Below are 20,943 nucleotides of genomic sequence, written 5' to 3'. Positions count from 1 at the left end.
GGGCGCGGCACGGTGGGGTGAGAGCGTGTCATGGCGCAAGCGGCGCGCGCTCAGGCCCCGGCCTCATGCCGCGACGCAGCCGCCTCCCGCGCGATCTCGATGCAGAGCTGGTGCATCTTGCGGTACAGCGTGTTGCGGCTGACCCGCAGCGTGCGGGCGACGGTGCTGACATTCCAGCGATGCGTCTCCAGCAGGTCCAGGATGGTCTTGCGCTCGTTCAGCTGGATGGCGTTGAAGGGCGGCAGGCTCTCCTGCGCGGGCTTGCTTGCTTCGGCCCCTGCGTCGGCTCCCCGACCGCGGCGTGCGGCATGTTGCGCGCCTTGCACGACTTCCGGAGGAAGTTGCCGGCTGGTCAGCCGCGTGCCGTCGCACAGGGCTACAGCGGTGCGCAGCACGTAGCGTAGCTGCCGCAGGTTGCCGGGCCAGTCGTAGCGCATCAGCGCCTGCTCGGCATCGGGTGCGAGCGTGGGCGGCGTTTCCTGCGGGCCGGCTTCCTCGGCCAGGATGGCGTGGATCAGGGCCAGCCGGTCGGCGCGTTCGCGCAAGGGCGGCAGCCGCAGTTCGACGCCGCTTAGCCGGTAGAACAGGTCCTCGCGAAAGCGCCCGTCGTGGACCAGTTCGGCGAGGTTGCGATGGCTGGCGCTGATCAGCTGGAAATCCACCCGGGCCGAGGTCTCGGACCCGAGCGGTGTCACCCGGCGCTCTTCCAGCACGCGCAGCAGGCGTGCCTGCAAGGCCATCGGCATATCGCCGATCTCGTCGAGGAAGAGCGTGCCGCCGTCGGCCTGGAGGATCTTGCCGCGCCGGCCTTCGCGCTGAGCGCCGGTAAAGGCGCCCGCGCGGTAGCCGAACAGTTCGCTCTCGATCAGCGATTCCGGCAGAGACGCGCAATTGATGGCTACGAACGCGCCTTGCGCCGCCGGGCTTGCCGTATGCAGCGCATTGGCGAAGACGTCCTTGCCCGTGCCGGTTTCGCCATGGAGCAGGACGGGCACATTGCGCGCGATGACGCGCGTGGCCAGCTGGACTTGCGCGTCCATGCGCGGGTCGCCGCAGGCCAGGCCCGCGCGCGCTGGCCTGGGCGCGGCAGTCTGCTGCGCCGGCGTGCCGCGTGCCGCGAGGCGACCGGGCCGGGGCAGGCAGTCCTGCGGCGGCTGCTGCGCGACCATGAAGAAACGATCCGATGCTTGCGCGAGGTAGACCGGCACCGGATGAAAAGACTGGCGCGCGCTACGTGCCACCAGCTCGTCGAGCGAGCTCATGAACAGCGTGTCGATGCGCTTGCCGCGCAATGCCTGCATCGAAGGGAAGCCGAGCTGGAGCAGGGCGCTGCGGTTGGCGGCGAGCACCACGCCGTCGGCGTCGACCGCGAGCTTGCCTTCGCCGGCGGTGTAGACCAGTTCCGGCTGGCTGTGGAAGCGGATCGGATATGCGTGCCGGAAGCGGGCATCGAACAGGCGGTTCTCGATATGGCGGCACGACATGCCGACCAGCACCGGGGAGTGTTGCTGCCACAGCAGGGGCGAGCGGCTGGTGACGTCGAGCACCGCCGCCAGCACGCCGTTCTCGTCGAAGATCGGCGCCGCCGAGCAGGTGAGGCCGGTATAGCGCTGGAAGAAATGCTCATGCTGGCGTATCGCCACCGCGCCGGCTTCCGCCAGGCAGGTGCCCATACCATTGGTGCCGGCTTCGCGCTCGCTCCAGATCGCGCCGACGCGCAAGCCTTCCGGGGCGATCTCGCGCGCGAACGGGTCGGCGGCCACCAGATGCATGACCACGCCATCGGCATCGGTCAGCATCACCGCCATATCGGGGTCGGCGAGTTGCTGGTAGAGCGTGGTCATCTCCAGCCGCGCGCAGTCGGCCAGGTCGCCGAAGCGCTCGCCGCGCTCGCGCAATTCGCTGGCGCAAAGCACCGGCGGGACGGGACGCCGTTCCGGATCGAGCCCGTATTCGCCCAGGCAGCGGGTCCATGAGCGCACCACCGCGGCACTGGTATCCGTTGTCGATTGCGGGGAGGCGACGGCGCGCGCGATGCGCTGGCCATGGGTGCCCGCGGCCGGAACGGGGAGCTGGGTCAAGGTCAAGGCCGTCATGTGTTTCTCCTCCTGCGCTGGCGTACTTCCGTGCCCTGGAGTCTGCGGACCGGGGCCTGCCGTGGCAATACCTCTTAGGCACCGCCCGCAGCTACTACCAAGGAGGTAGTGCCAAGTGGAAATTGTTGGGAGGGGGGGTAGCTCGCCATACTCCGCAAAAATCCAGACACCCTGCGGAGACTGCACATGACCAGAGAATCCATCCTGAACGTTCGGCATCGCGAACTCGGCTCCACCCTGGACGGCGATACGTGGAACGATATGCCGATCCCCTGGCGCTACCGGCGCGATCCGCAGGACGAGGTGGTGGCGGTGCGTACCGCCGCGGGCCTCTATGACATCAGCGGCCTGAATATCGTCAAGGTATCCGGACCGGATGCCGCCGCCGTCATCGACAAGATGGTACCGATCGATGTGCATCGCCTGCAGCCGGGTACGGCGCGGCTGGCTGCCGCCGTCGATGAGAACGGCGCCGTCAGCGACGACCTGATGGTGATCTGCGACGCGCCGAACCAGTACCGCCTGTCGCACGGCAGCGGCAATACGCAACGCCAGCTTGCCGCGCTCTCGAAAGGCCGCGACGTGAAGTGGGAGCAAGACTTTGACGTGCATATGCTGTCCCTGCAAGGGCCGCGCGCCGCCGCCATCCTCAAGCCGCATATCGGCATCGAGCTGGCCTCCCTGCCGTATTTCGCGCATCGCGAGACCACGCTGTTCGGCCGCAAGATCATTGTTTCCCGGGGCGGCTACTCGGGTGAGGAAGGTTTCGAGATCGCCTGCGCCGCGGCGGACGCCGTCGATCTGTGGGACGCCATCCTGGAGGCGGGCAAGCCGCAGGGGCTGATTCCCTGCTCCTGGGATTCGCTCGAACTCGCCCGCATCGAGGCAGCCTTGCTGTTCTTCCCCTTCGACATGCCGGAAGGCGATACCACGCCGTGGGAAGTCAATCTCGGCTGGGCCATCGACACCGACAAGGCGGGCGACTACGTGGGCAAGGCGGCGCTGCTGAACGCGCGCGGCAAGGAGCGCTTCTTCCAGGCCGGCGTGGCGGTAAGGCATGACCGCGCGGTGGAAGCCGGATCGAAGATCTTCGTGGACGGCAAGGCGGTGGGCGTGGTGACCAGCGCCACCTTCAGCCGCTACCTGATGCAATCGCTGGCGCTCGTGCACCTGCAGTCCGGCTACAAGGCGCTTGGCACCAAGGTTGAGATCCGCGACAGCAACGGCGCGCATACGGGCACGGTAACCAAGACGCCGTTCTACGACCCGCAGCGCCTGCGCACCCAGGTCAAGGCGGYCTGACCCGGCATCCGCGCATTTACGCACCGCAACCACGCAACCACGCAGGAGCTTGCCATGCTGGTGACAGGCATCAAGAGCATGCCGCTGTACCGCCCGCTGCAGTTCGACGGCAGCGGCAAGGTGCACCTGGCCGTGGCCCGGGGCGCGGGTGGCGACGCGCTGCGTCGCCTGGCCGGCGCGGCCAGGGCGTGCAAGGTGCTGTACGCGGCCGAGGCGGGCGCCGACCTCACGCAGGCGGTGCGGGCAAGCAGCGCCGATGTGACGGTCGCGGCGTCCACCGCGGCGCTGCTCGAGCAACTGGGCGATGCACTGGCCTCGTTGCCGATGGGCCTGCGCTTCTACGCCGCCGGCGACGAGGATTTCCTCGCCGAGGTGAGCCGGGTGGCGGAACTGCATGGCCTGGATTCCGCCGAGATGCAATGCGAATGCGTGGCGCCCGGCGCGCGGCGGGTCTACTGCGTACATTGCCGCACCTGCAACGCAGCCGTGTCCGGCGGCATCGCGCCCTGCGCGGGCTGCGGCCGCAAGCTGCTGGTGCGCGATCACTATTCCCGCCGGCTTGCCGCCTTCATGGGCGTGATGGCCGATGCGGAAACGCCGGGGGCAGCATGAAACCGCAAGAAAGCATACCGGTACGCGTGACGCGGATCGAGGCGGTGACGCCGCTGGTCAAACGCTTCACGCTGTGCCACGCCGATGGGGAAGCTCTTCCCGCCTTTTCGGGGGGCAGCCATATCGTGGTCGAGATGCAGGGCGAGGACCGCCTGCACCGCAACCCGTATTCCCTGATGAGTTCGCCGTGGGAAACCGGCCAGTACCAGATCGGCGTGCGCCGCGTCGACGAAGGGCGGGGCGGTTCGCGTTTCATGCATGAGCACGTGAAGGAAGGCTCGCTCCTGCGCGTGCGCGCCCCGGTCAATCTCTTCCCGCTGCTCAAGACGCGCCGGAAACACATCCTGATTGCCGGCGGCATCGGCATCACGCCGTTCTTCTCGCAGTTGCCGGAATTGCAGCGGCTGGGAACGCCGTACGAACTGCACTACGCCGTGCGCAGCCAGGAACACGCCGGCTTTGCCACCGAGCTGCTTCGGCTGGCGGGCGAGCGGCTGCATCTCTATGTGGAGGACGCCGGCCAGCCGCTGCACTTCGCCAAAGTGCTGGCAGGCCAGCCGCTAGGCACCGATGTTTATGTCTGCGGCCCCGCCGGCATGATCGAGGCGGTGCGCCAGGCGGCACGCGCGGCGGGATGGCCGGACAGCCACGTGCACTGGGAGCAGTTCCTGGCTCCACCGGCGGGCGCGCCATTCGAGGCAGTGCTCGCGCGCAGCGGCATCACCGTCCAGGTAGGCGCGGAGACCAGCCTGCTCGAAGCGATCGAGGCGGCCGGCGTCAAGGCGTCCTACCTGTGCCGCGGCGGCGCCTGCGGCCAGTGTGAGCTGGAGGTGCTGGAGAACGACGGGGAACTGGTCCACCACGATCACTATCTTTCCATCGAGGAAAGGGCAAGCGGCCGCAAGCTGATGCCCTGCGTCTCCCGGGCGAACTGCCAGCGCCTGGTGCTGGCGATCTAGGAGGCGCGATGCACACCACGTTCAAGCAAGACGAGACTTTCCGCGGCAACTTTGCTTATGCCAACAGCCCGGCCGCGATCCAGCGCTTTCCGTTTCCGTTCCACGAAGACCGGTACATGTACTCGGTCAACATCGAACCGCATGCTGCCGGCCCGGCCGGCAGCGTGACCGAACATCCCTTCGACGTCGACGAGCACTACATCGGCGAATGCCGCGAACGGGCCCTGGTGCTTGCGCAGGACCCGGGCCGCTGCATGGCCTTGCCGCACATGATGCAGGCGGAGTGGGACACGCTGGAGCTGATGATGGAGTCGCTGGCGGCCAGCTATCCCGCGCACTTCACGCTGCGGCGCGACGGTACGCGCTGGACCTGGGAGAACCGCCTGCTGGGCCTGCGCCAGGACTTTGTCTTTGGCGACGCCGCGACGTTGCCGTATCCGCCGCTGGAATACATTGCCCGCCAGAACCAGGGTGACTGGGTGTTGATGGATCAACGCCAGGACAACCTGTTCATGGACGCCGGCATGGTCACCACGCAGGCCGACTGGTCGTTGGATTTCGATCTCGGCATGAGTTTCAGCGAGTGGCACGGACCCGTGCCGCTGGCGCACGAACTGGGCATCTTCGACCGCGCCTTGAAGTATCTGCTGCACCTGCGCGCAGGCGCGCCGGTGCGCCGGCTGAACTGGACCATGACCATTCACCCGCGCCTGGACACCTCGCCGGAGCGCTATCCGGAGTGGGGCGCGGACCGGGCCTCGGTCACTCGCGAGACCGCGGGCGAACTGGTGCACCTGCGGGTGGAACTGCAGACGCTGTTCCGGCTGCCCCGCAGCAATGCCATCGGCTTTGGCGTGCGTTGCTACCTGATCAGCTTGCAGGAACTGGCCACGGTCCCCAGGTGGGCGGCGCGCCTGCACCGCGTGCTGCGCACGCTGCCGGACGAACTGGTCGACTACAAAGGCATCACGCGCTACCGGCAGGCCGCGATCGACTGGCTGGCGCGGCACGACGACGGCCGCACCCTCGGCGCGGGTACCGCCCCGGGGTAAGCGCGGCGAAGACACAACAAGATCGGCACCCACAGAAGATTCAATGCGGAGCCAGCGCGCTCCGCACTGCTTGCGACGCCTTGCGCGATCGCCTTACAAACCGGCTGGAGACAAAAAATGGCCCGCGACCCACGCTACGACATCCTGTTCGAACCGATCCAGATCGGTCCCAAGACATTGCGCAACCGGTTCTACCAGGTGCCTCATTGCATCGGCGCCGGGTCCACGCTGCCCGGCTTCCAGGCCGCGCACCGTTCGCTGAAGGCCGAAGGGGGCTGGGCCGCGCTGAATACGGAATACTGCTCCATCCACCCGGAGTCCGACGACACGCACCGGCTGTCGGCGCGGATCTGGGACGAGGGCGACGTGCGCAACCTGCGCGCGATGACCGACGAGGTGCATAAGTACGGCGCGCTGGCCGGCATCGAGATGTGGTATGGCGGCGCGCACGCGCCCTGCATGGAAAGCCGGGCCACGCCGCGCGGCCCGAGCCAGTACGCGTCGGAATTCGAAACGCTGACCTACTGCAAGGAGATGGATCTGCGCGATATCGCGCAGGTGCAGCAGTACTACGTCGACGCCGCCTACCGGGCCCGTGACGCGGGTTTCGATATCGTCTACGTGTATGGCGCGCACTCCTACTTGCCGCTGCAGTTCCTCTCGCCGTACTACAACAAGCGCACCGACAAGTACGGCGGCTCGCTGGAGAACCGTGCCCGCTTCTGGCTGGAGACGCTGGAGAAGGTGCGCCGCGCCGTGGGCGACGACTGCGCCATCGCCACGCGCTTCGCGGTGGACTCGCTGTACGGCTGCGCGGGCATCGAGGTGGAGCAGGACGGCATGAAGTTCGTCGAGATGGCGGATTCGCTGCTGGACCTGTGGGACGTGGATGTGGGGGATATCGCCGAGTGGGGCGAGGACGCCGGCCCCTCGCGCTTCAACCTGCAAGGCCACCAGATCCCCTGGACGCGCTTTATCAAGCAGGTGTCGAAAAAGCCCGTGCTGGGCGTGGGGCGCTTTACCGATCCCGAGAAGATGACCGAGATCGTGACCAAGGGCATCGCCGACATTATCGGCGCGGCGCGTCCGTCGATTGCCGATCCGTTCCTGCCGAAGAAGATCGAGGAAGGGCGCATCGATGACATCCGCGTCTGCATCGGCTGCAACGTCTGCATCTCGCGCTGGGAAATCGGCGGCCCGCCGATGATCTGCACGCAGAACGCCACCGCCGGCGAGGAATACCGCCGCGGCTGGCACCCGGAGAGGTTTGCCAGGAGGAAGTCCGACGACGCGGTGCTGGTGGTCGGCGCCGGCCCGGCCGGTTCGGAATGCGCGCGCGTGCTGATGGAGCGCGGCCATACGGTCCACCTGGTGGACCAGGCCGAGAAGATCGGCGGCCACCTGAACCAGATCATCACGCTGCCTGGCCTGGGCGAGTGGGGCTATCACCGCGACTACCGCGAAACCCAGATCAACAAGCTGCTGAAGAAGAACAAGCAGAGCCAGCTTGCGCTGGGGCAGAAGGCGCTGACGGCCAACGCCATCCTGGAATACGGCGCCGAGAAGGTGGTGATCGCCACCGGCTCGCACTGGGTCACCGACGGCACCAACTGCCTGACCCACGACCCGATCCCGGGCGCGGACGCCTCGCGCGACGACCAGCTGACGCCGGAGCAGGTGATCGCCGGTAAGAAGGCGATCGGCAAGCGGGTGGTGATCCTCAACGCCGACACCTACTTCATGGCGCCGAGCCTGGCCGAGAAGCTGGCCACGGCCGGGCATGAGGTGACCATCGTCAGCGGCGTGCACCTGGCCAATTACATGCACTTCACGCTGGAATATCCCAACATGATGCGGCGCCTGCACGAGCTCAAGGTCAAGGAGATGGGCGACCATTTCTGCAGCCGCATCGAGCCGGGCCGGCTGGAGATCTACAACATCTGGGGCGACGGATCGCGTCGTACCTACCGCGGCCCCGGCAAGTCGCCGCGCGACGAGAACAAGAGCCATCGCTGGCTGGAGTTCGACTCGCTGGTGCTGGTGACCGGCCGCCGCTCCAACGATACGCTGCACCGCCAGTTGAAAGCGGCGGAGGACCGCTGGGAAAGCGTCGGCATCAAGGGCGTGTACCTGATCGGCGATGCGGAAGCGCCGCGGCTGATCGCGGATGCCACCTTCGGCGGCCAGCGCCTGGCCCGCGAGATCGAGGAGGCGGACGCGCAGATCCCGCTGCCTTACCGCCGCGAGGTGCCGGTCTGGGGCGTGCCGCACAAGAAGGAAGGCACGTTYGAGATCATCTACAAGATCTGATCCGGGCAGGGAACGGCCACGCAGGCCGTTCCCGCCGGACGCTTCGCGCCCCCGCATCCACACAGACGGAAGCCGCCATGCCAGCCGCAGACAAGTTCGACCCGCTCCAGGTCACCCGCGTCCTGTTTGAAGGATTCTCGTCACCTGCCATCGTGCTGTTCTACCTGGTGGGCTTCGCTGCCATCGGCGTGTTCTGCTACGGCACCTACGTGCAGATCCGCAAGTACCGGCGCGGCCAGCCGCTGGGCACGCCGCTGGAAATCGGCAAGCGCTTCATGCAGATGTGCCGCACCGTTGCCAGCCACCGCACCATCGCCCGGCGGGATCCCGCCGCCGGCCGTGCGCACCGGCTGATCTTCTACGGCTTCGCGCTGCTGTTTATCGGCACCGCCACGATCACGCTGGAATACGACATCACCGGCAAGCTGCTTGGCCTGCGCTTCTGGCACGGCAAGTTCTACCTGTGGTTCTCGCTGGTGCTCGACTGCGCCGGCGTGGCCATGATCGCCGGGCTGGTCTACATGATGATCCGGCGCGGCTGGATCAAGCCGCCCAAGCTCGACTACACCCGGCCGGACCGCAAGCCGGGAGAGCCGGGCTATGACCGCAGCGGCTACCGCCGCGAGGACTGGGCCTTCCTGTGGGCCCTGATCATCATCGGCGTGACCGGCTACGTGCTCGAAGCCGCGCGGCTGGTCTGGCTGCAGGAAAGACCCGAGGTGTGGGCGTTGCGCTGGTGGTCGCCGTTCGGCGCCGCGCTGGCCGAGGCGATGCGCACCGTGGGCGTCGGCGCCGGGGCGGCAGGCGTCTTGCGCTCCGGCTTGTGGTGGTTCCACGGCCTGCTGGCGCTGACGCTGATCGCGCTGATCCCCTTCACCAAGGTCAAGCACATTTTCACCGCCGCCGGTTCGCTGATGCTGCGGGATCCGCTGGCTGCGCAGCGCCTGCCGCGCCAGGCGGCCACCGGGGACAAGGTCGGCTACGGCACGATCACCGATTTCACCTGGAAGCACCTGCTCAACCTGGATGCCTGCACCAAGTGCGGCCGCTGCCACGAGGCCTGTCCGGCGCAAGCGTCTGGCGCGCCGCTGTCTCCGCGCGACGTGATCCTCTCGTTGCGCGAGTTCGCCAACGATGCGCTGCAGAAGCAAGCCCTGCCGGACGAGGTCAAGCTGAGCCCGCACGGCAAGGACGGCGGCCAGGTGTTCATGGAGACCTTGTGGTCCTGCCGCACCTGCATGGCCTGCGTGGAGATCTGTCCGGTGGCGATCGAACACGTGCCCATCATCGTCCAGATGCGCCGCAAGCTGGTGGAAGACGGCGATATGGAGCCGCAACTGCAGAAGACCCTGCAGACGATCCACAAGACCGGCAACTCCTTCGGGGAATCCAAGCGCAAGCGCGCGGCCTGGACCAAAACGCTGCCGTTCGAGATCAAGGACGCGCGCAAGGAACCGGTGGATCTGCTGTGGTTCGTGGGCGACTATGCCTCGTTCGATCCGCGCAACCAGAAAGTCAGTCAGGCGTTCGCCACATTGCTGCACGATGCCGGCGTGAAGTTCGGCCTGCTGTTCGAGGGCGAGTCGAATGCGGGCAACGATGTGCGCCGCGTTGGCGAGGAAGGCCTTTACGAACTGCTGGCCGAGACCAATATCGTGACCCTGGGCACCGCGCAATTCAAACGCATCGTTACCACCGACCCGCATTCGTACAACACCATCCGCAACGAATACCCGGATTTTGGGGGCACTTATGAGATCGAGCACTACACCAGCTACGTGCAGCGCATGCTGGAGCAGGGCCAGATCAAGGTGCGCCAGCCGCAGCGCCTGCGCGTGACCCTGCACGATCCTTGTCACCTTGGTCGCTTCAACAAGGGCTATGGCGCGCCGCGTGACATCCTGAAGCAGATCGGCTGCGAACTGGTGGAAATGCCGCGCCATGGCGACAACTCCTTCTGTTGCGGCGCCGGTGGCGGCCGCATCTGGATGCCCGACCCGGTCGGCGTGGAAAAGCCGTCGCAGAACCGCATGCGCGAGGCCGCCGGCATCGAAGGGCTGGAAGTCTTCGTGGTGTGCTGTCCGAAGGACCTGACCATGTTCGAGGACGCCCTGAAGACCAGCGGTTACGAAGGCAAGTTCGTGGTGCGCGAGTTGATCGAGTTGATCCGCGACGCCCTGGCTGAGCCGGCTGAGGCCGCCCCGGCCAGCCATGCCGCTATCGGCCTGGTGGAAGCTTAGGGCGGGGGCGGAGATGCGATTCTCGGGCCGGCACTGGAACGAGCTGCTGCGGCGTGCGCAGGAAGACGCGGAGCCTTACGCGGCCGCTGCGCTCTATCCGCACGCGTTGCCGGCACACCAGGCGTGCTTGCTGCCGCGCCTGTTCGATGCCCGCCAGGACCGTTTGCTGTTGGCGTCGGCGGGATTCCTTGCGCCAGCGGTACTGGCGCGGCTTGCCACGATCGCCCGCGACGATGCTGCGGTCGGCTTGCGCCTGGCGCGCAATCCGGCCGCTCCCGCGCAGGCGCTGGTGACGCTCTGGCGCGGCGGCGGGGGCGAGCGCCTGCGCCTGCTGCTGGCCAGGCATACGAACATGCCGCGCGGCGTGCTGGCGCAGATGGCCGAAGGCACCGCGCAGGTCGAGATTCTGCGGGCACTGTGCGAGAACACGGGTACCGCTGCCGATGTGCTGGCGGCGCTGGAGCGGCGCCACCTGCCGGTGCTGCACCGCCTGCTTGCCATCAACCTGGCCACCGCCGCGGATACGTTGCTGTCCCTGTGGGCGGCGGCGGTAGACGAGCCGGCCGTGCGCGCCCAGGTCTTGCTGCATCCGCATTGCCCTGGCCGCTTGCTGGAGGCCGTGCCCGAGACCGTGCTGGAACGGCGCTGCGGGGCGCGGCATCCGCGCGCGCCGGTGGCGCTACTGCGGCAACTGGCGGCCGATGCCGACCCGACCGTGCGGCGCGCGGCCGCCGCCCATGCCGCCGTGCCCGCGCAAGCGCTGCTGACGCTTTGCTTCGATGCCGAGGCCGGCGTGCGCCGCGCGGTGGCGGCGCGGGCGGACCTGTCGGCAAGAATGGCCGGCTGGCTGCAGGAGGACACCGATTCCTGGGTGCGCCGCACGGTGGCCCGCAATGCGGCTTGCCCGCCGGCGCTCCTGGCGATTGCCGCTGCGGACGCTCATGCCGAAGTACGGCGCGCCGCCGCCCGGCATCCAGCCTGTCCCGCTGCCGTACTTGAGCGGCTTGGCGCAGACCCTGAGGACTGGGTCCAGGCGGGCGTGGTCTACCGCGACGAACTGGCGCCGCCGCTGCTGCGCCGGCTCGCGCGCAGCGCCAGCGTGGACGTGCTGGCGGGCGTGGCGCGCAATGCCGCCACATCGCCTGCGCAGCTTTCCAGGCTGGCGGCGCACGAGAGTCCGGACGTGCGCCGGGCAGTGATCCTGAACCGCGCCGCACCGCGCGGCGTGCTGCTCGCCTTGCGTCAGGATGGCTATGCGCTGCACCGGGCGATGGTGCTCGATCACCCCAATTTCACGGATGCGGACCGCTGGCGCATGCGGGACGACCCCGACACGCAGGTTCGCTTCCGCATATTCAGTCATTTCGCGCGGCTGGCCGGCGTGCCCGCCGCCGCGCATACCGAGGCTCCGCCGAGAGCCGAACAATCAGCACCGCTGATGACGATGGAGACGCTATGAAGATACTGGTGACGATCAAGCAGGTGGCTTCGCTGGACGAGGACTTCGAGATGCGCGGTGACAACCGCGATATCGACCCCGACTTCCTGGTGCACGACCTGAACGAGTGGGACAACTTCACGCTGGAAGAGGCCATGCGGCTGAAGGAGGGGCCTGGCGGGGACAACATCGAGGTGGTCGTGGCCACGGTGGGGCCCGACAGCGCCGACGAGGAGTTGCGCAAGTGCCTGGCCAAGGGCGCCGACCGCGCGGTCCGCGTCTGGGACGACGCCCTGGAAGAGGCCGACCCGATCGCGGTGGCGCGCGTGCTGGCCGCGCTTGCCCGCCGCGAGTCCGCCGATCTTGTTTTTGCTGGCGTGCAGGCTTCCGATCACGCTTTCGGCGCCACCGGCATGGCCATGGCGGGCCTGCTGGACACACCCCATGCGGCGGTGGTGGCCGCGCTGGAATACACCCCGGGCGAGGGCACGGCAACGGTGCGGCGCGAGCTGGAGGGCGGCACCTACGCCGTCGTGAAGATCAACACCCCGGCCGTGCTCACGCTGCAACTGGGTATCAACACGCCGCGCTACGCATCGCTGCGCGGCATCAAGCAGGCGGCGGCACGGCCCATCGAGGTGGTCGGGCCGGACGACATCGGACTGGCGGCCGGCGATACCGGCGCGGCGGGATCGCTGTCGCGGGTGCGGCGCATGTATGTGCCGGAGAAAGGGCGCGCCCAGATGATCGAGGGCACCCCCGCGGAGCAGGCATCGCAACTGGCGAAGATCATCAAGGAATTCAGGGGAGAAGCATGATGGCGGGCATTCTGGTGGTAGTCGAGCATCGCAAGGGAGAACTGCGTCCGGTCAGCCGCGAGCTGATCGGCCTGGCAACTTCGCTGAAGGCATCCAGCGGCGAGCCGGTACAGGTGGCGTTGATCGCCGCCGACCCGGCGCGCCACGCGCAGGCGCTGCAGTTGGCGGGGGTGGATGAGATCGTGACGGTGCAGAGCGCCGGGGATGCCTTCGATCCGGAGGTATATGAAGCTTCGGTGCGCGCGCTGATCGCCGCGCGGCAGCCTTCGTTGGTGCTGCTGCCGCATAGCATCGATACGTTGGGCTACGCGGCGCCGCTGGTGGTGCGCGACGGCCACGGGTTCACCACCGACGTGTTCAAGGTGGAGCGCGACGGGGACGGCTGGGTGGCCACCCGCTCGGGCTACGGGCAGAAGGTGAACGTGGAGATGGAGTTCCCGGGGCACGCCACGGTGGTGCTGACGGTGCGGCCCGGCTCGTTCAAGCCGGTGGAGGCAGCCGGCACGCCGGCCATAACGAGCCTGCCCGCGCCGCAGGTGACGCCGCGCAGCCAGCATCTGGCGTTTGAGGAGCCGGCGGGCGGCGACGACGTGGATATCCCGGGTGCCGACTTCATCCTCTCCATCGGCCGTGGCGTGGGCGAGGAAGACAACGTCGAGCAGTTCAAGGAACTCTCCGACTCGGTGGGCGCCACGCTCGGCTGCTCCCGGCCCATCGCGGATTCGGGCTGGCTGCCGAAATCTCGCCAGGTCGGCCAGTCCGGCAAGACCGCGGCCAACTGCAAGCTCTACGTGGCGATGGGCATCTCGGGCTCGGTCCAGCATATGGCCGGCATGAAGCACGTGGACACCATCGTGGCGGTCAATACCGATCCGGAGGCCTCCATCTTCACTATCGCCAAGTACGGCATCGTGGGCGATATCTTCGATATCGGCAAGGAACTGCAAAACCACTTCTGATCGCGTTCCGGCACCGCCCTCGCGCGATTGCCGCCTTTTCCTTGTCGAAGGTGAACCATGAAATTGTCGCAATCCTGGGCCAGGGTGGTAGCTTCGGGCTGTTTTCTGGCGGGCGGGGCGGGCGCGGTGTCTTGCGCGTTCGCGCAGGAAGAACCGAAACCGCCCGCCAGTCCCCATACCGTGAGCGCGAACGTCGCGCTCATGAGCAACTATGTATTCCGCGGCATCACGTATACGCAGGACCGTCCGGCGCTCCAGGGCGGCTTCGACTATGCCCATGAGAGCGGCCTGTATGCCGGCATCTGGGGCACCAATGTCAGCAGCAAGGCGATCAACGGCGCCAGCCTGGAGCTGGATCTGTACGGAGGCTATGCCAGGTCGTTCGGCGACTGGCGCTTCGATGTCGGCCTGCTGCAGTTCTACTATCCGGAAAACCCCAAGCTGCCGGACTCGGACGAAAAATACAACACGCTGGAACTGTATGGCGCCGTCGGCTGGAAAATCCTGACGCTGAAGTACTCGCGCACGCTGACCAATTTCTTCGGCTACGACAGCGCGTCGATGGGCACGGGCAAAGGCAATTCGCATGGCAGCGGCTACCTGGAGCTGAACGCGGACGTGCCGCTGCCGTGGGACGTCACGCTGGGGCTGCACGTGGGCCGCCAATGGGTGCGCAACTACGGCGATTTCAACTATACGGACTGGCGCGCCGCGCTTAGCAAGACCTTTGGCGAGGGCTGGATCGTCTCGTTTGCCTATACGGGGACCAATGCCGACCGCGCGCTGTGGGTGGTGGACGGCAAGAAGATTGGCACCGCGCACTGGATCCTGGGCCTGAAGAAAACCTTCTGATGCCATGCCTGGCACTGGCGCCGGTGGCCGCCTAAGCTTCCACCCCGATGGGCTCCGCGAGCCCGACCCGATGCTGGAAGCGGCCCTGGCCGCCGGCGCCATCGGGTTCTCCCGCCGCCGCTACCGGGATGCCGTGCCTGGCGGCGATCCGCAGCAGGCGCGCCAGGCGGCTCGTATCCGCGGCGCCGGCATCCATCCGGATGCGCCAGAAATCCGCAAGCAGCGTCCAGTCGGGCAAGGACGGGCCATCGTGCGCGGTGGCCGGGGTCAGGTCGACGCCCACGCGGACACCATCGCGGCGCAAGCCGGCAAGGGTGACATCGAGTTCGGCAAGGCCGCGATCCGCGAATTGCGGGAGGAGCACGTCGATACGGGCGAGGGTCGCTTTGTCGCCGATGGCCCGCAATGCGCCCTGCAGGCCCCGCAGCACCATGGCGTCGAGCGGCACCGCGTCAAGGCACAGGCAAAGCCGTTGCTGTGGTTCGAGCAACGGGTAGGCCTGGTCGAAGATGGCGAGCAGGTAGCGTTCTGCCAACTGGTCCAGTGTGCCGGCCTGGGCCGCATACAGGAACAGATGCGCGGCCGGGATGGCGCCGGAGCGCGTGCTGTGCCAGCATGCCGATCCCTCCGCCCAGCGCGGGCCGTCGCCAAGCGGTATGACCTGCGCCAGGCTCACCTGAAGCCCATGCGAGCTGAACGCGCGCGCGAATTCGCCGAGGGAGCGGCGCCAGGCCTGTGCCGTGCGCCGGGCCGTTTCCCCCGCGAAGGCGTAGCGCACCGTGCCATTGGCGCTTTGCCATTGCGCCGAATACACGGCGCGCAAGGCGTCGCGCAGCAGGGAACGGGCATCGGGCTGGTTGGCGATCCGGATCGCGATGCCGAGCCTGGCATTGATGGAGGCGGAGATGCCGTCGATCTCGAACGGCGTGTCCAGCATGGCGGCGATCGTGTCCACCAGCGTCAATGCGGAGATCACCGCGGCGAGCCGGCGCTCGTTCTGCGTGCGTCCCGCAAAGCGGGCAGGGTCGAGAGCCGGGCTTCCCTCGCTGGCCGGCGCCTGCAAGACGAGAATCGCAAACTCGTCGCCGCCACTGCGTCCCGCCGAGATGCCCGGGCCGCAACAGGTGGCCAGGCGCTCGCCCAGGCGGGCCAGCAACTGGTCGCCAAAGGCGCGGCCATGCCGTTCGTTGATCCGTTTCAGGTTGTCCACATCCAGGCAGAGCAGCATGAAGGGCGCGCCGTACCGCAGGGCGAGATCGATGCGGTCGAGCAGCAGGGCGCGGCTCTTGAGGCCRGTCAGCCGGTCGTGCAGCGGCTCGCGCTCGGCGCGCTCCTCGTCGCGTTTCTGGCTGCTGATGTCGGAGATGAATCCTTCGATGGCCAGCAGCGTGCCGTTGCCGGCGAAGATGCCGCGGCTGCGCTCGCTGACCCATTTCTCCTGCCCCGCGTGGGTGCGGATGCGGTAGCGCAGGTGGAATGCCCTGTGCTGCGCCAGCTGGCTCTGCACGTAGTCCCACACATAAGCGCGGTCGTCGGGATGGATCAGCTCGTCGTAGGACGGGTGGTTGAGCAGGTCCACCGCCTCCATGCCGGTCAGTTCGAAGCAGCCATCGCTGACGAACTCCATGGTCCAGCGCCGGTCGTTGCGGCAGCGGAACGCCATTCCGGGCAGGTGGTCCAGCAGGGTCGACAGACTGCGGTCGCGCGCGCGCAGCACATCCTCCGCGCGCTTGCGGGACTGGATGTCGGTCATCATGCCGGTGGTGCCGGTTACCCGGCCGTGGCCGTCGAAGCGGGGCCGCAGCCGCACCTCCATCCAGCGCGGCCGCCCGTCGTGGCAGATCAGGCGCGTCTCGTAGCGGCACGCATCGCTGTTCTGGGAGAGGATTGTGAGAAACTGTTCGCGGTTGAGCGCTTGCTCATCGGGATGGACATAACGAAACACGGGAGTGTGCAGGCAAAGGTGCACATCCAGCATGGTGACGGACTTCCACGCATGATTCAGGAAATGGAATGTGGCATCGGCATCGGTCTCGAACACGATGTCCTCGATCCCGTCGACCAGGGCACGATAGTCGTGATGCAGCGGAATCGGCCCGACACTCGGGCGATGCGTGCCGGGGTCGGCCAGTCTGGCGGGCAGGCGCCGGTTGGTGGCGGTTGCCACCGATACCAGCACCAGCGCTGCGCCGAGACAGCCCACGGCAAGCGGTGTACTGCTGGGCAGCCAGCCCATGGTGGCGCCAATGGCATAGCCGCAGGCGGCGGCCGCGCCGCTCAGATACAGCCACACGGCCAGCATGATGCTCCCCCTCACGCTAATCCCTCTCGTCTCCCTATTATTATTTCCCGGCGTTCGCTTGTTGACTTGCATGCGATCGGTCCGGGACTGAATGCGCGTTGCGACCCAAGGTGATCCGATGAATAGCAATCCCGTGCCTGCCAGACGCGCCTCGCCATCATACTTGCTTTTTTTCGCTCAGCAACACCATCGCGCGCGTCCCTGGATGGTGGTGATGACGGTCGCCGCGCTGGCCGCGCTGGCACTGATGGTGCAGCCCGTGCTGACGGCTGCGTGGTCCAGCGAGGCGGTGCGGTTCATGACCAAGGCGGCCGAATTGCGGCAGCGCGGCAGCGGTTTCGCGCGCGGCAACGAAGCCAATGGCGAAGCACGGCAATGGCTGGTGGAAGCGCGGGCATTGCTGGCCGACCCGCCGTTCGGCTCCGCGCTCGCCGAGGTGGRACAGCCGGGCGCGTCAGGGACGGTGACGGGCGCCATGCCGCTGCTCGAGCAGGCTGCCGTCGATGTATCGGAGGCGCTGCAGCGCCACCTGCGGGTCGATATCGCGGTGCGCATTGCCTTGCTGATCGTTGCCGCCGGCGGCTTGCTGGTTGGCCTGCGGCTGCGGCGCTATGCGGGCGAGGCGCGGGCCGGCATGGGTGCGGCGAATGCGGCCGATGCCCACCCGCAGGACCGCTGGCTGACCCTGCTCGACCAGGTCATGACAGCGCTGTCGGGCGAATCGCTTGGCCCGCAAGCCTTGCGCAATGTCTGCGGCGCGGTGGCCGATAGCCTGGCGGCGCGGGCATGCGGCATCTGCCTCGATGACGAGACCAGCGAAGCGCTGCAACTGCCGGCCGTGGTGCACGTGGGCGAACTCGGCTGGGCACAGGTGGAGCGCGTGCGCACGCTGGTGGTGGCCGGCCCGCATATGCTGTTCGATATGTCCGAGCATGGCGCACCGGCGCAGGATGGCGAGGCAGGGATGGCGGTGCCAATCAGCGACGGCAAGGTGCGCTACGGCCACCTGTTCCTCGTGTTCGGGACGGTGCGGGAATGCCAGTCGCAAGGCAGCCAGATCGGCGAAGCGGTCGGCAGGCATCTGGCGCTGGCCATCGGCGGTTTCCGGCGCATGCAGGAGGGGAGGCGGGTGGCGCTGATCGAGGAGCGCGCGGCGATGGCACGCGAGTTGCACGACTCGCTGGCGCAATCGCTGTCGTATATGAAGATCCAGGTCAGCCGGCTGCAGACCCTGTCGGAGCGGGGCGACGGGCGCGAAGAACTGGTATCGACGGCGGAAGAGCTGCGCGACGGATTGAATGGCGCCTACCGCAAGCTGCGTGAACTGATCACGACATTCCGCACGCAGATCAATTCGCAAGGCCTTTCCGCCGCGCTGGAAGAGGCCCTGGAAGAGTACGGCGCCCGCAGCAGCGTGGCCATGACGCTGGACAACCGGCTAAAGCACTGCCGGCTGACCGCCAACGAAGAATTCCATATCGTGCAGATCGTGCGCGAAGCCCTCTCCAATGTCGTGCGCCACGCGGGGGCCTCGCAGGCTACTGTCCGGTTGCTGCCCGCGGAGAATGGCGCGATGGCGATCACCATCGAGGATGACGGGCTTGGCTTCGAGCCTGCGGCGGATGCGCGCAACCAGTATGGCACCGCCATCATGCGGGAGCGGGCCTTGAGCCTTGACGGTGCCCTGGCCATCACAMCCCGGCCGGGCGGCGGATGTTGCGTTGCGGTGCGCTTTCGCCCGGTGGGGCAGCCCGACTGGTAGGAACGGCGTGCAATGGGGGAAACCCTGAACGACGCGCCATCGTTGCTGGATGCCGTGTAACATTTCCGCTACCCCTGCAAATAGCAGCCGCCGATACAGGCGACGATACGGCCCGAGGCGGGACGAAGTACAGACCGCCGTGGCCGCGCAGAAAAAAAATGAAACGGAGACAACTGGCCATGGAGACGAGCAATACGGTGCTGCTCATCGACGATCACGCCCTGTTCCGCAAAGGCCTGGCGCAACTCATCGGCATGGATAAGGATTTTCGCGTGGTCGGCGAGGCCGCCTCCGGCGCGGAGGGCGTTGAGATGGCCGTGCGCATGCAACCCAATGTGATTCTGATTGACCTCAATATGCCGGGCATGAGCGGCATCGAGACGATCGGCGCGTTGCGGGAGAAGCAGGTGGATGCGCGATTTATCATGCTGACGGTATCGGATAACGATCGCGATGTCGTGTCGGCGCTGCGGGCCGGAGCGCATGGCTATTTGCTCAAGGATATGGAGCCGGAGGACTTGTGTGATTGCCTGCGCAGGGCTGCTAATGGAGCCTCGGTGTTGAGTGAGTCGGTTACTGGTAGTTTGATGCAGGTGGTGGCGACGAATCAACGGGTTCCTGCCGCGCAGGCTGACCTGACTTCCCGGGAATCGGAGGTGCTGGATTTTCTGGCCGAGGGATTGTGTAACAAGACGATTGCCCGGCAATTGGGGATTAGCGTGGGGACGGTCAAGGTGCATGTTAAACATGTGCTTTCCAAGCTCAATTTGCATTCGCGGCTGGAGGCCGTGGTTTGGCGTCATGAGCATCAGAAGCGGCATTGAGTGGGCGGGGTCTTCGTGCTTTAGCGGCTGACGCGGCTGTACGTAGTTGGCCCAGCTGGCGGCAGCGTTGCACCGCCGTATCTCGCCCCGGGGGGCAGGCCAGGGATACGACGTGGGCAAGAAGGTCAAAGGTCGCAAGGGCGCCAGATGCCACCCCACCTCGGCGAGATTTCCACCCCGGAACTCCCCGCCCTCATGCCTCTTTGTAGGTATCTCCCCTTTGGATTATTGTCTGTCCTGCCTCCGCCTTCCAATAATCCTGCCTATGTCTTCCCGATGACTTGAAGACAAAGAAGACAAAAAGCAGGAGACAGGCGCGCATCCCGACGCGCTTACCACAGGAGGATCCATGACAACCGTCGGCCAAGCGAAGGTGGCATTCCGTGCCCGCAGTATCCGTTGGGGCTTTATCTGGGCGCTATGGTGCGCGGTCTTGTGGGGCGCGTGGTATGTACCTGGCGCTGCGGTCTGGAAGGAGGCGCCGTTCGCCACCATGGATATGGCGAACCCCCGCCAGTTCCTGACCGCGGCGGCGGTCATTACCACGTTCAACGCCTTCTCGGTATTGCTCTTCCTGTTCCTGTGGCTGATCGTGCTGGGCAAATTCCAGGACTTCGGCCGCACGCTGGTGCGCGTGCGGCGCATCTCCAAGTGGTACTTCGCCGCCGCGATATTCGGCGGGCCGATGGCGATCTTCGGCTCCTTCCTTGCCATGGGCTATGTGGGCGCGGTGTTCGCCGCCATCGCCGGACTGCTTTACCCGATCATCGGCGCCAGCATCGCACGCATCTGGTACAACGAGAAAATCACGATGCGTGCCGCGCTCGGCATCCTGGTGATCGTCGGCGGCGGTATCGCTATCTATGCGCCGGGCATCCTGGGCGAACTCTCCGGCGCGTCAACCCGGCACACGTCATGGTTGGGCTACCTCGGCGGCGCGATGGCGGCGATCGGCTGGGGCGTGGAGGGCGCGCTGGCGGGCCGCGCGCTCGATGTCACCGATCCGGATTGCGGCATCACCGTGCGTTTCACCGCGGAATCCATCTACTGGCTGTGCCTGGTTCTGCCGGCGCTGGCGCTGTTCGGCGATGTCGATGTCATCCACCTGATCATCCAGACCTGGAATCTCAAGGCCATCACATGGCTGCTGCTGGCGGGCATCACCTTCGGCTTCTGCTATGTGTCCTGGTACAAGTCTTTCCCGCTCATCGGCGTGGGCCGGGGGCAGGCCATTGCCGCGCTGTACGGCGCGTTCGCGGTGGTATTCCTGRCTGCCTTCACCCTGCAGTTTCCGGCGTGGAATTTCCTGCTGGGACTCGCGATGGTGGTGTCGGGCGCCTTCCTGATGTACACGGAGAAGAGCGATGTCCTCGAAGTGGTCCGCTCGCTGTAAGCGAGGCGGTATTTTCCCCGAACC

At 66.8% G+C, this 20,943-nt stretch carries 15 protein-coding genes; 13 read left to right on the top strand and 2 right to left on the bottom strand.

Going from position 1 to position 20,943, the window contains the following annotated elements:
- Positions 1-50 precede the first annotated feature (50 nt).
- Positions 51-2,096 carry a sigma-54-dependent Fis family transcriptional regulator gene (locus AC1DN0_RS19600; RefSeq protein ID WP_477111409.1) on the bottom strand — a complete coding sequence of 682 codons (2,046 nt, stop codon included), beginning with the start codon at positions 2,094-2,096 and terminating at the stop codon, positions 51-53.
- Positions 2,097-2,282: 186 nt separating this feature from the next.
- On the opposite strand from AC1DN0_RS19600, the gene AC1DN0_RS19595 reads away from it, so the two are divergent.
- The 10 genes from AC1DN0_RS19595 to AC1DN0_RS19550 all read left to right on the top strand — a co-directional run bounded on the left by AC1DN0_RS19595 (position 2,283) and on the right by AC1DN0_RS19550 (position 14,638).
- Positions 2,283-3,398 (top strand): aminomethyl transferase family protein, encoded by a 1,116-nt coding sequence (locus AC1DN0_RS19595; RefSeq protein WP_477145928.1) that lies wholly within the window; start codon positions 2,283-2,285, stop codon positions 3,396-3,398.
- Between the two features lie 54 nt (positions 3,399-3,452).
- On the top strand, positions 3,453-4,010 hold the full coding sequence (locus AC1DN0_RS19590; protein ID WP_441631284.1) for a dimethylamine monooxygenase subunit DmmA family protein: 558 nt from the start codon (positions 3,453-3,455) through the stop codon (positions 4,008-4,010).
- Positions 4,007-4,969, top strand: coding sequence for a PDR/VanB family oxidoreductase (locus tag AC1DN0_RS19585; protein ID WP_441631286.1), 963 nt, complete (start codon positions 4,007-4,009; stop codon positions 4,967-4,969). The genes AC1DN0_RS19590 and AC1DN0_RS19585 overlap by 4 nt, the downstream gene beginning before the upstream one ends.
- An 8-nt stretch (positions 4,970-4,977) precedes the next feature.
- Positions 4,978-6,021 carry a heme-dependent oxidative N-demethylase family protein gene (locus AC1DN0_RS19580; protein ID WP_441631288.1) on the top strand — a complete coding sequence of 348 codons (1,044 nt, stop codon included), beginning with the start codon at positions 4,978-4,980 and terminating at the stop codon, positions 6,019-6,021.
- A gap of 117 nt (positions 6,022-6,138) precedes the next feature.
- A complete protein-coding gene (locus tag AC1DN0_RS19575; RefSeq protein WP_441631290.1) occupies positions 6,139-8,331 on the top strand; it encodes an oxidoreductase in 2,193 nt (730 codons plus the stop codon).
- 77 nt (positions 8,332-8,408) lie between these two features.
- Positions 8,409-10,571 carry a (Fe-S)-binding protein gene (locus AC1DN0_RS19570; RefSeq protein ID WP_477111410.1) on the top strand — a complete coding sequence of 721 codons (2,163 nt, stop codon included), beginning with the start codon at positions 8,409-8,411 and terminating at the stop codon, positions 10,569-10,571.
- A gap of 13 nt (positions 10,572-10,584) precedes the next feature.
- Positions 10,585-12,030, top strand: coding sequence for a hypothetical protein (locus AC1DN0_RS19565; protein WP_441631294.1), 1,446 nt, complete (start codon positions 10,585-10,587; stop codon positions 12,028-12,030).
- Complete coding sequence (locus AC1DN0_RS19560; protein ID WP_441631296.1) at positions 12,027-12,827, top strand: electron transfer flavoprotein subunit beta/FixA family protein; 801 nt, start codon at positions 12,027-12,029, stop codon at positions 12,825-12,827. Before AC1DN0_RS19565 ends, AC1DN0_RS19560 begins: the two co-directional genes overlap by 4 nt.
- The gene (locus AC1DN0_RS19555; protein ID WP_441631298.1) at positions 12,824-13,786 is read left to right on the top strand and encodes an electron transfer flavoprotein subunit alpha/FixB family protein; all 963 of its coding nucleotides are present in this window, start codon (positions 12,824-12,826) and stop codon (positions 13,784-13,786) included. Before AC1DN0_RS19560 ends, AC1DN0_RS19555 begins: the two co-directional genes overlap by 4 nt.
- Positions 13,787-13,843: 57 nt before the next feature.
- On the top strand, positions 13,844-14,638 hold the full coding sequence (locus AC1DN0_RS19550) for a TorF family putative porin (protein WP_441631300.1): 795 nt from the start codon (positions 13,844-13,846) through the stop codon (positions 14,636-14,638).
- 31 nt (positions 14,639-14,669) lie between these two features.
- On the opposite strand, the gene AC1DN0_RS19545 is transcribed toward AC1DN0_RS19550, so the two are convergent.
- A complete protein-coding gene (locus AC1DN0_RS19545) occupies positions 14,670-16,955 on the bottom strand; it encodes a PAS domain S-box protein (RefSeq protein WP_441631302.1) in 2,286 nt (761 codons plus the stop codon).
- A 199-nt stretch (positions 16,956-17,154) separates the two neighbouring features.
- On the opposite strand from AC1DN0_RS19545, the gene AC1DN0_RS19540 reads away from it, so the two are divergent.
- The 3 genes from AC1DN0_RS19540 to AC1DN0_RS19530 all read left to right on the top strand — a co-directional run bounded on the left by AC1DN0_RS19540 (position 17,155) and on the right by AC1DN0_RS19530 (position 20,919).
- Positions 17,155-18,702 (top strand): histidine kinase, encoded by a 1,548-nt coding sequence (locus AC1DN0_RS19540; protein ID WP_477145927.1) that lies wholly within the window; start codon positions 17,155-17,157, stop codon positions 18,700-18,702.
- A 179-nt stretch (positions 18,703-18,881) separates the two neighbouring features.
- Positions 18,882-19,526 carry a two-component system response regulator NarL gene (narL, locus tag AC1DN0_RS19535; protein ID WP_441631306.1) on the top strand — a complete coding sequence of 215 codons (645 nt, stop codon included), beginning with the start codon at positions 18,882-18,884 and terminating at the stop codon, positions 19,524-19,526.
- Positions 19,527-19,875: 349 nt separating this feature from the next.
- A complete protein-coding gene (locus AC1DN0_RS19530; protein WP_477145926.1) occupies positions 19,876-20,919 on the top strand; it encodes an EamA family transporter in 1,044 nt (347 codons plus the stop codon).
- Positions 20,920-20,943: the final 24 nt, after the last annotated feature.

This window comes from Cupriavidus sp. 05N39, assembly GCF_056397325.1.
The sequence above is the reverse complement of the archived record's forward strand: the minus strand, read 5'-3'. Positions and strand labels throughout refer to the sequence as shown.

What these genes read in the sequence shown, in the direction of transcription:
- AC1DN0_RS19600 (WP_477111409.1), bottom strand. Translation starts at nt 2,096, where the DNA reads ATGACGGCCTTGACCTTGACCCAGCTCCCCGTTCCGGCCGCGGGCACC.
- AC1DN0_RS19590 (WP_441631284.1), top strand. Translation starts at nt 3,453, where the DNA reads ATGCTGGTGACAGGCATCAAGAGCATGCCGCTGTACCGCCCGCTGCAG.
- AC1DN0_RS19585 (WP_441631286.1), top strand. Translation starts at nt 4,007, where the DNA reads ATGAAACCGCAAGAAAGCATACCGGTACGCGTGACGCGGATCGAGGCG.
- AC1DN0_RS19580 (WP_441631288.1), top strand. Translation starts at nt 4,978, where the DNA reads ATGCACACCACGTTCAAGCAAGACGAGACTTTCCGCGGCAACTTTGCT.
- AC1DN0_RS19570 (WP_477111410.1), top strand. Translation starts at nt 8,409, where the DNA reads ATGCCAGCCGCAGACAAGTTCGACCCGCTCCAGGTCACCCGCGTCCTG.
- AC1DN0_RS19565 (WP_441631294.1), top strand. Translation starts at nt 10,585, where the DNA reads ATGCGATTCTCGGGCCGGCACTGGAACGAGCTGCTGCGGCGTGCGCAG.
- AC1DN0_RS19560 (WP_441631296.1), top strand. Translation starts at nt 12,027, where the DNA reads ATGAAGATACTGGTGACGATCAAGCAGGTGGCTTCGCTGGACGAGGAC.
- AC1DN0_RS19555 (WP_441631298.1), top strand. Translation starts at nt 12,824, where the DNA reads ATGATGGCGGGCATTCTGGTGGTAGTCGAGCATCGCAAGGGAGAACTG.
- AC1DN0_RS19550 (WP_441631300.1), top strand. Translation starts at nt 13,844, where the DNA reads ATGAAATTGTCGCAATCCTGGGCCAGGGTGGTAGCTTCGGGCTGTTTT.
- narL (WP_441631306.1), top strand. Translation starts at nt 18,882, where the DNA reads ATGGAGACGAGCAATACGGTGCTGCTCATCGACGATCACGCCCTGTTC.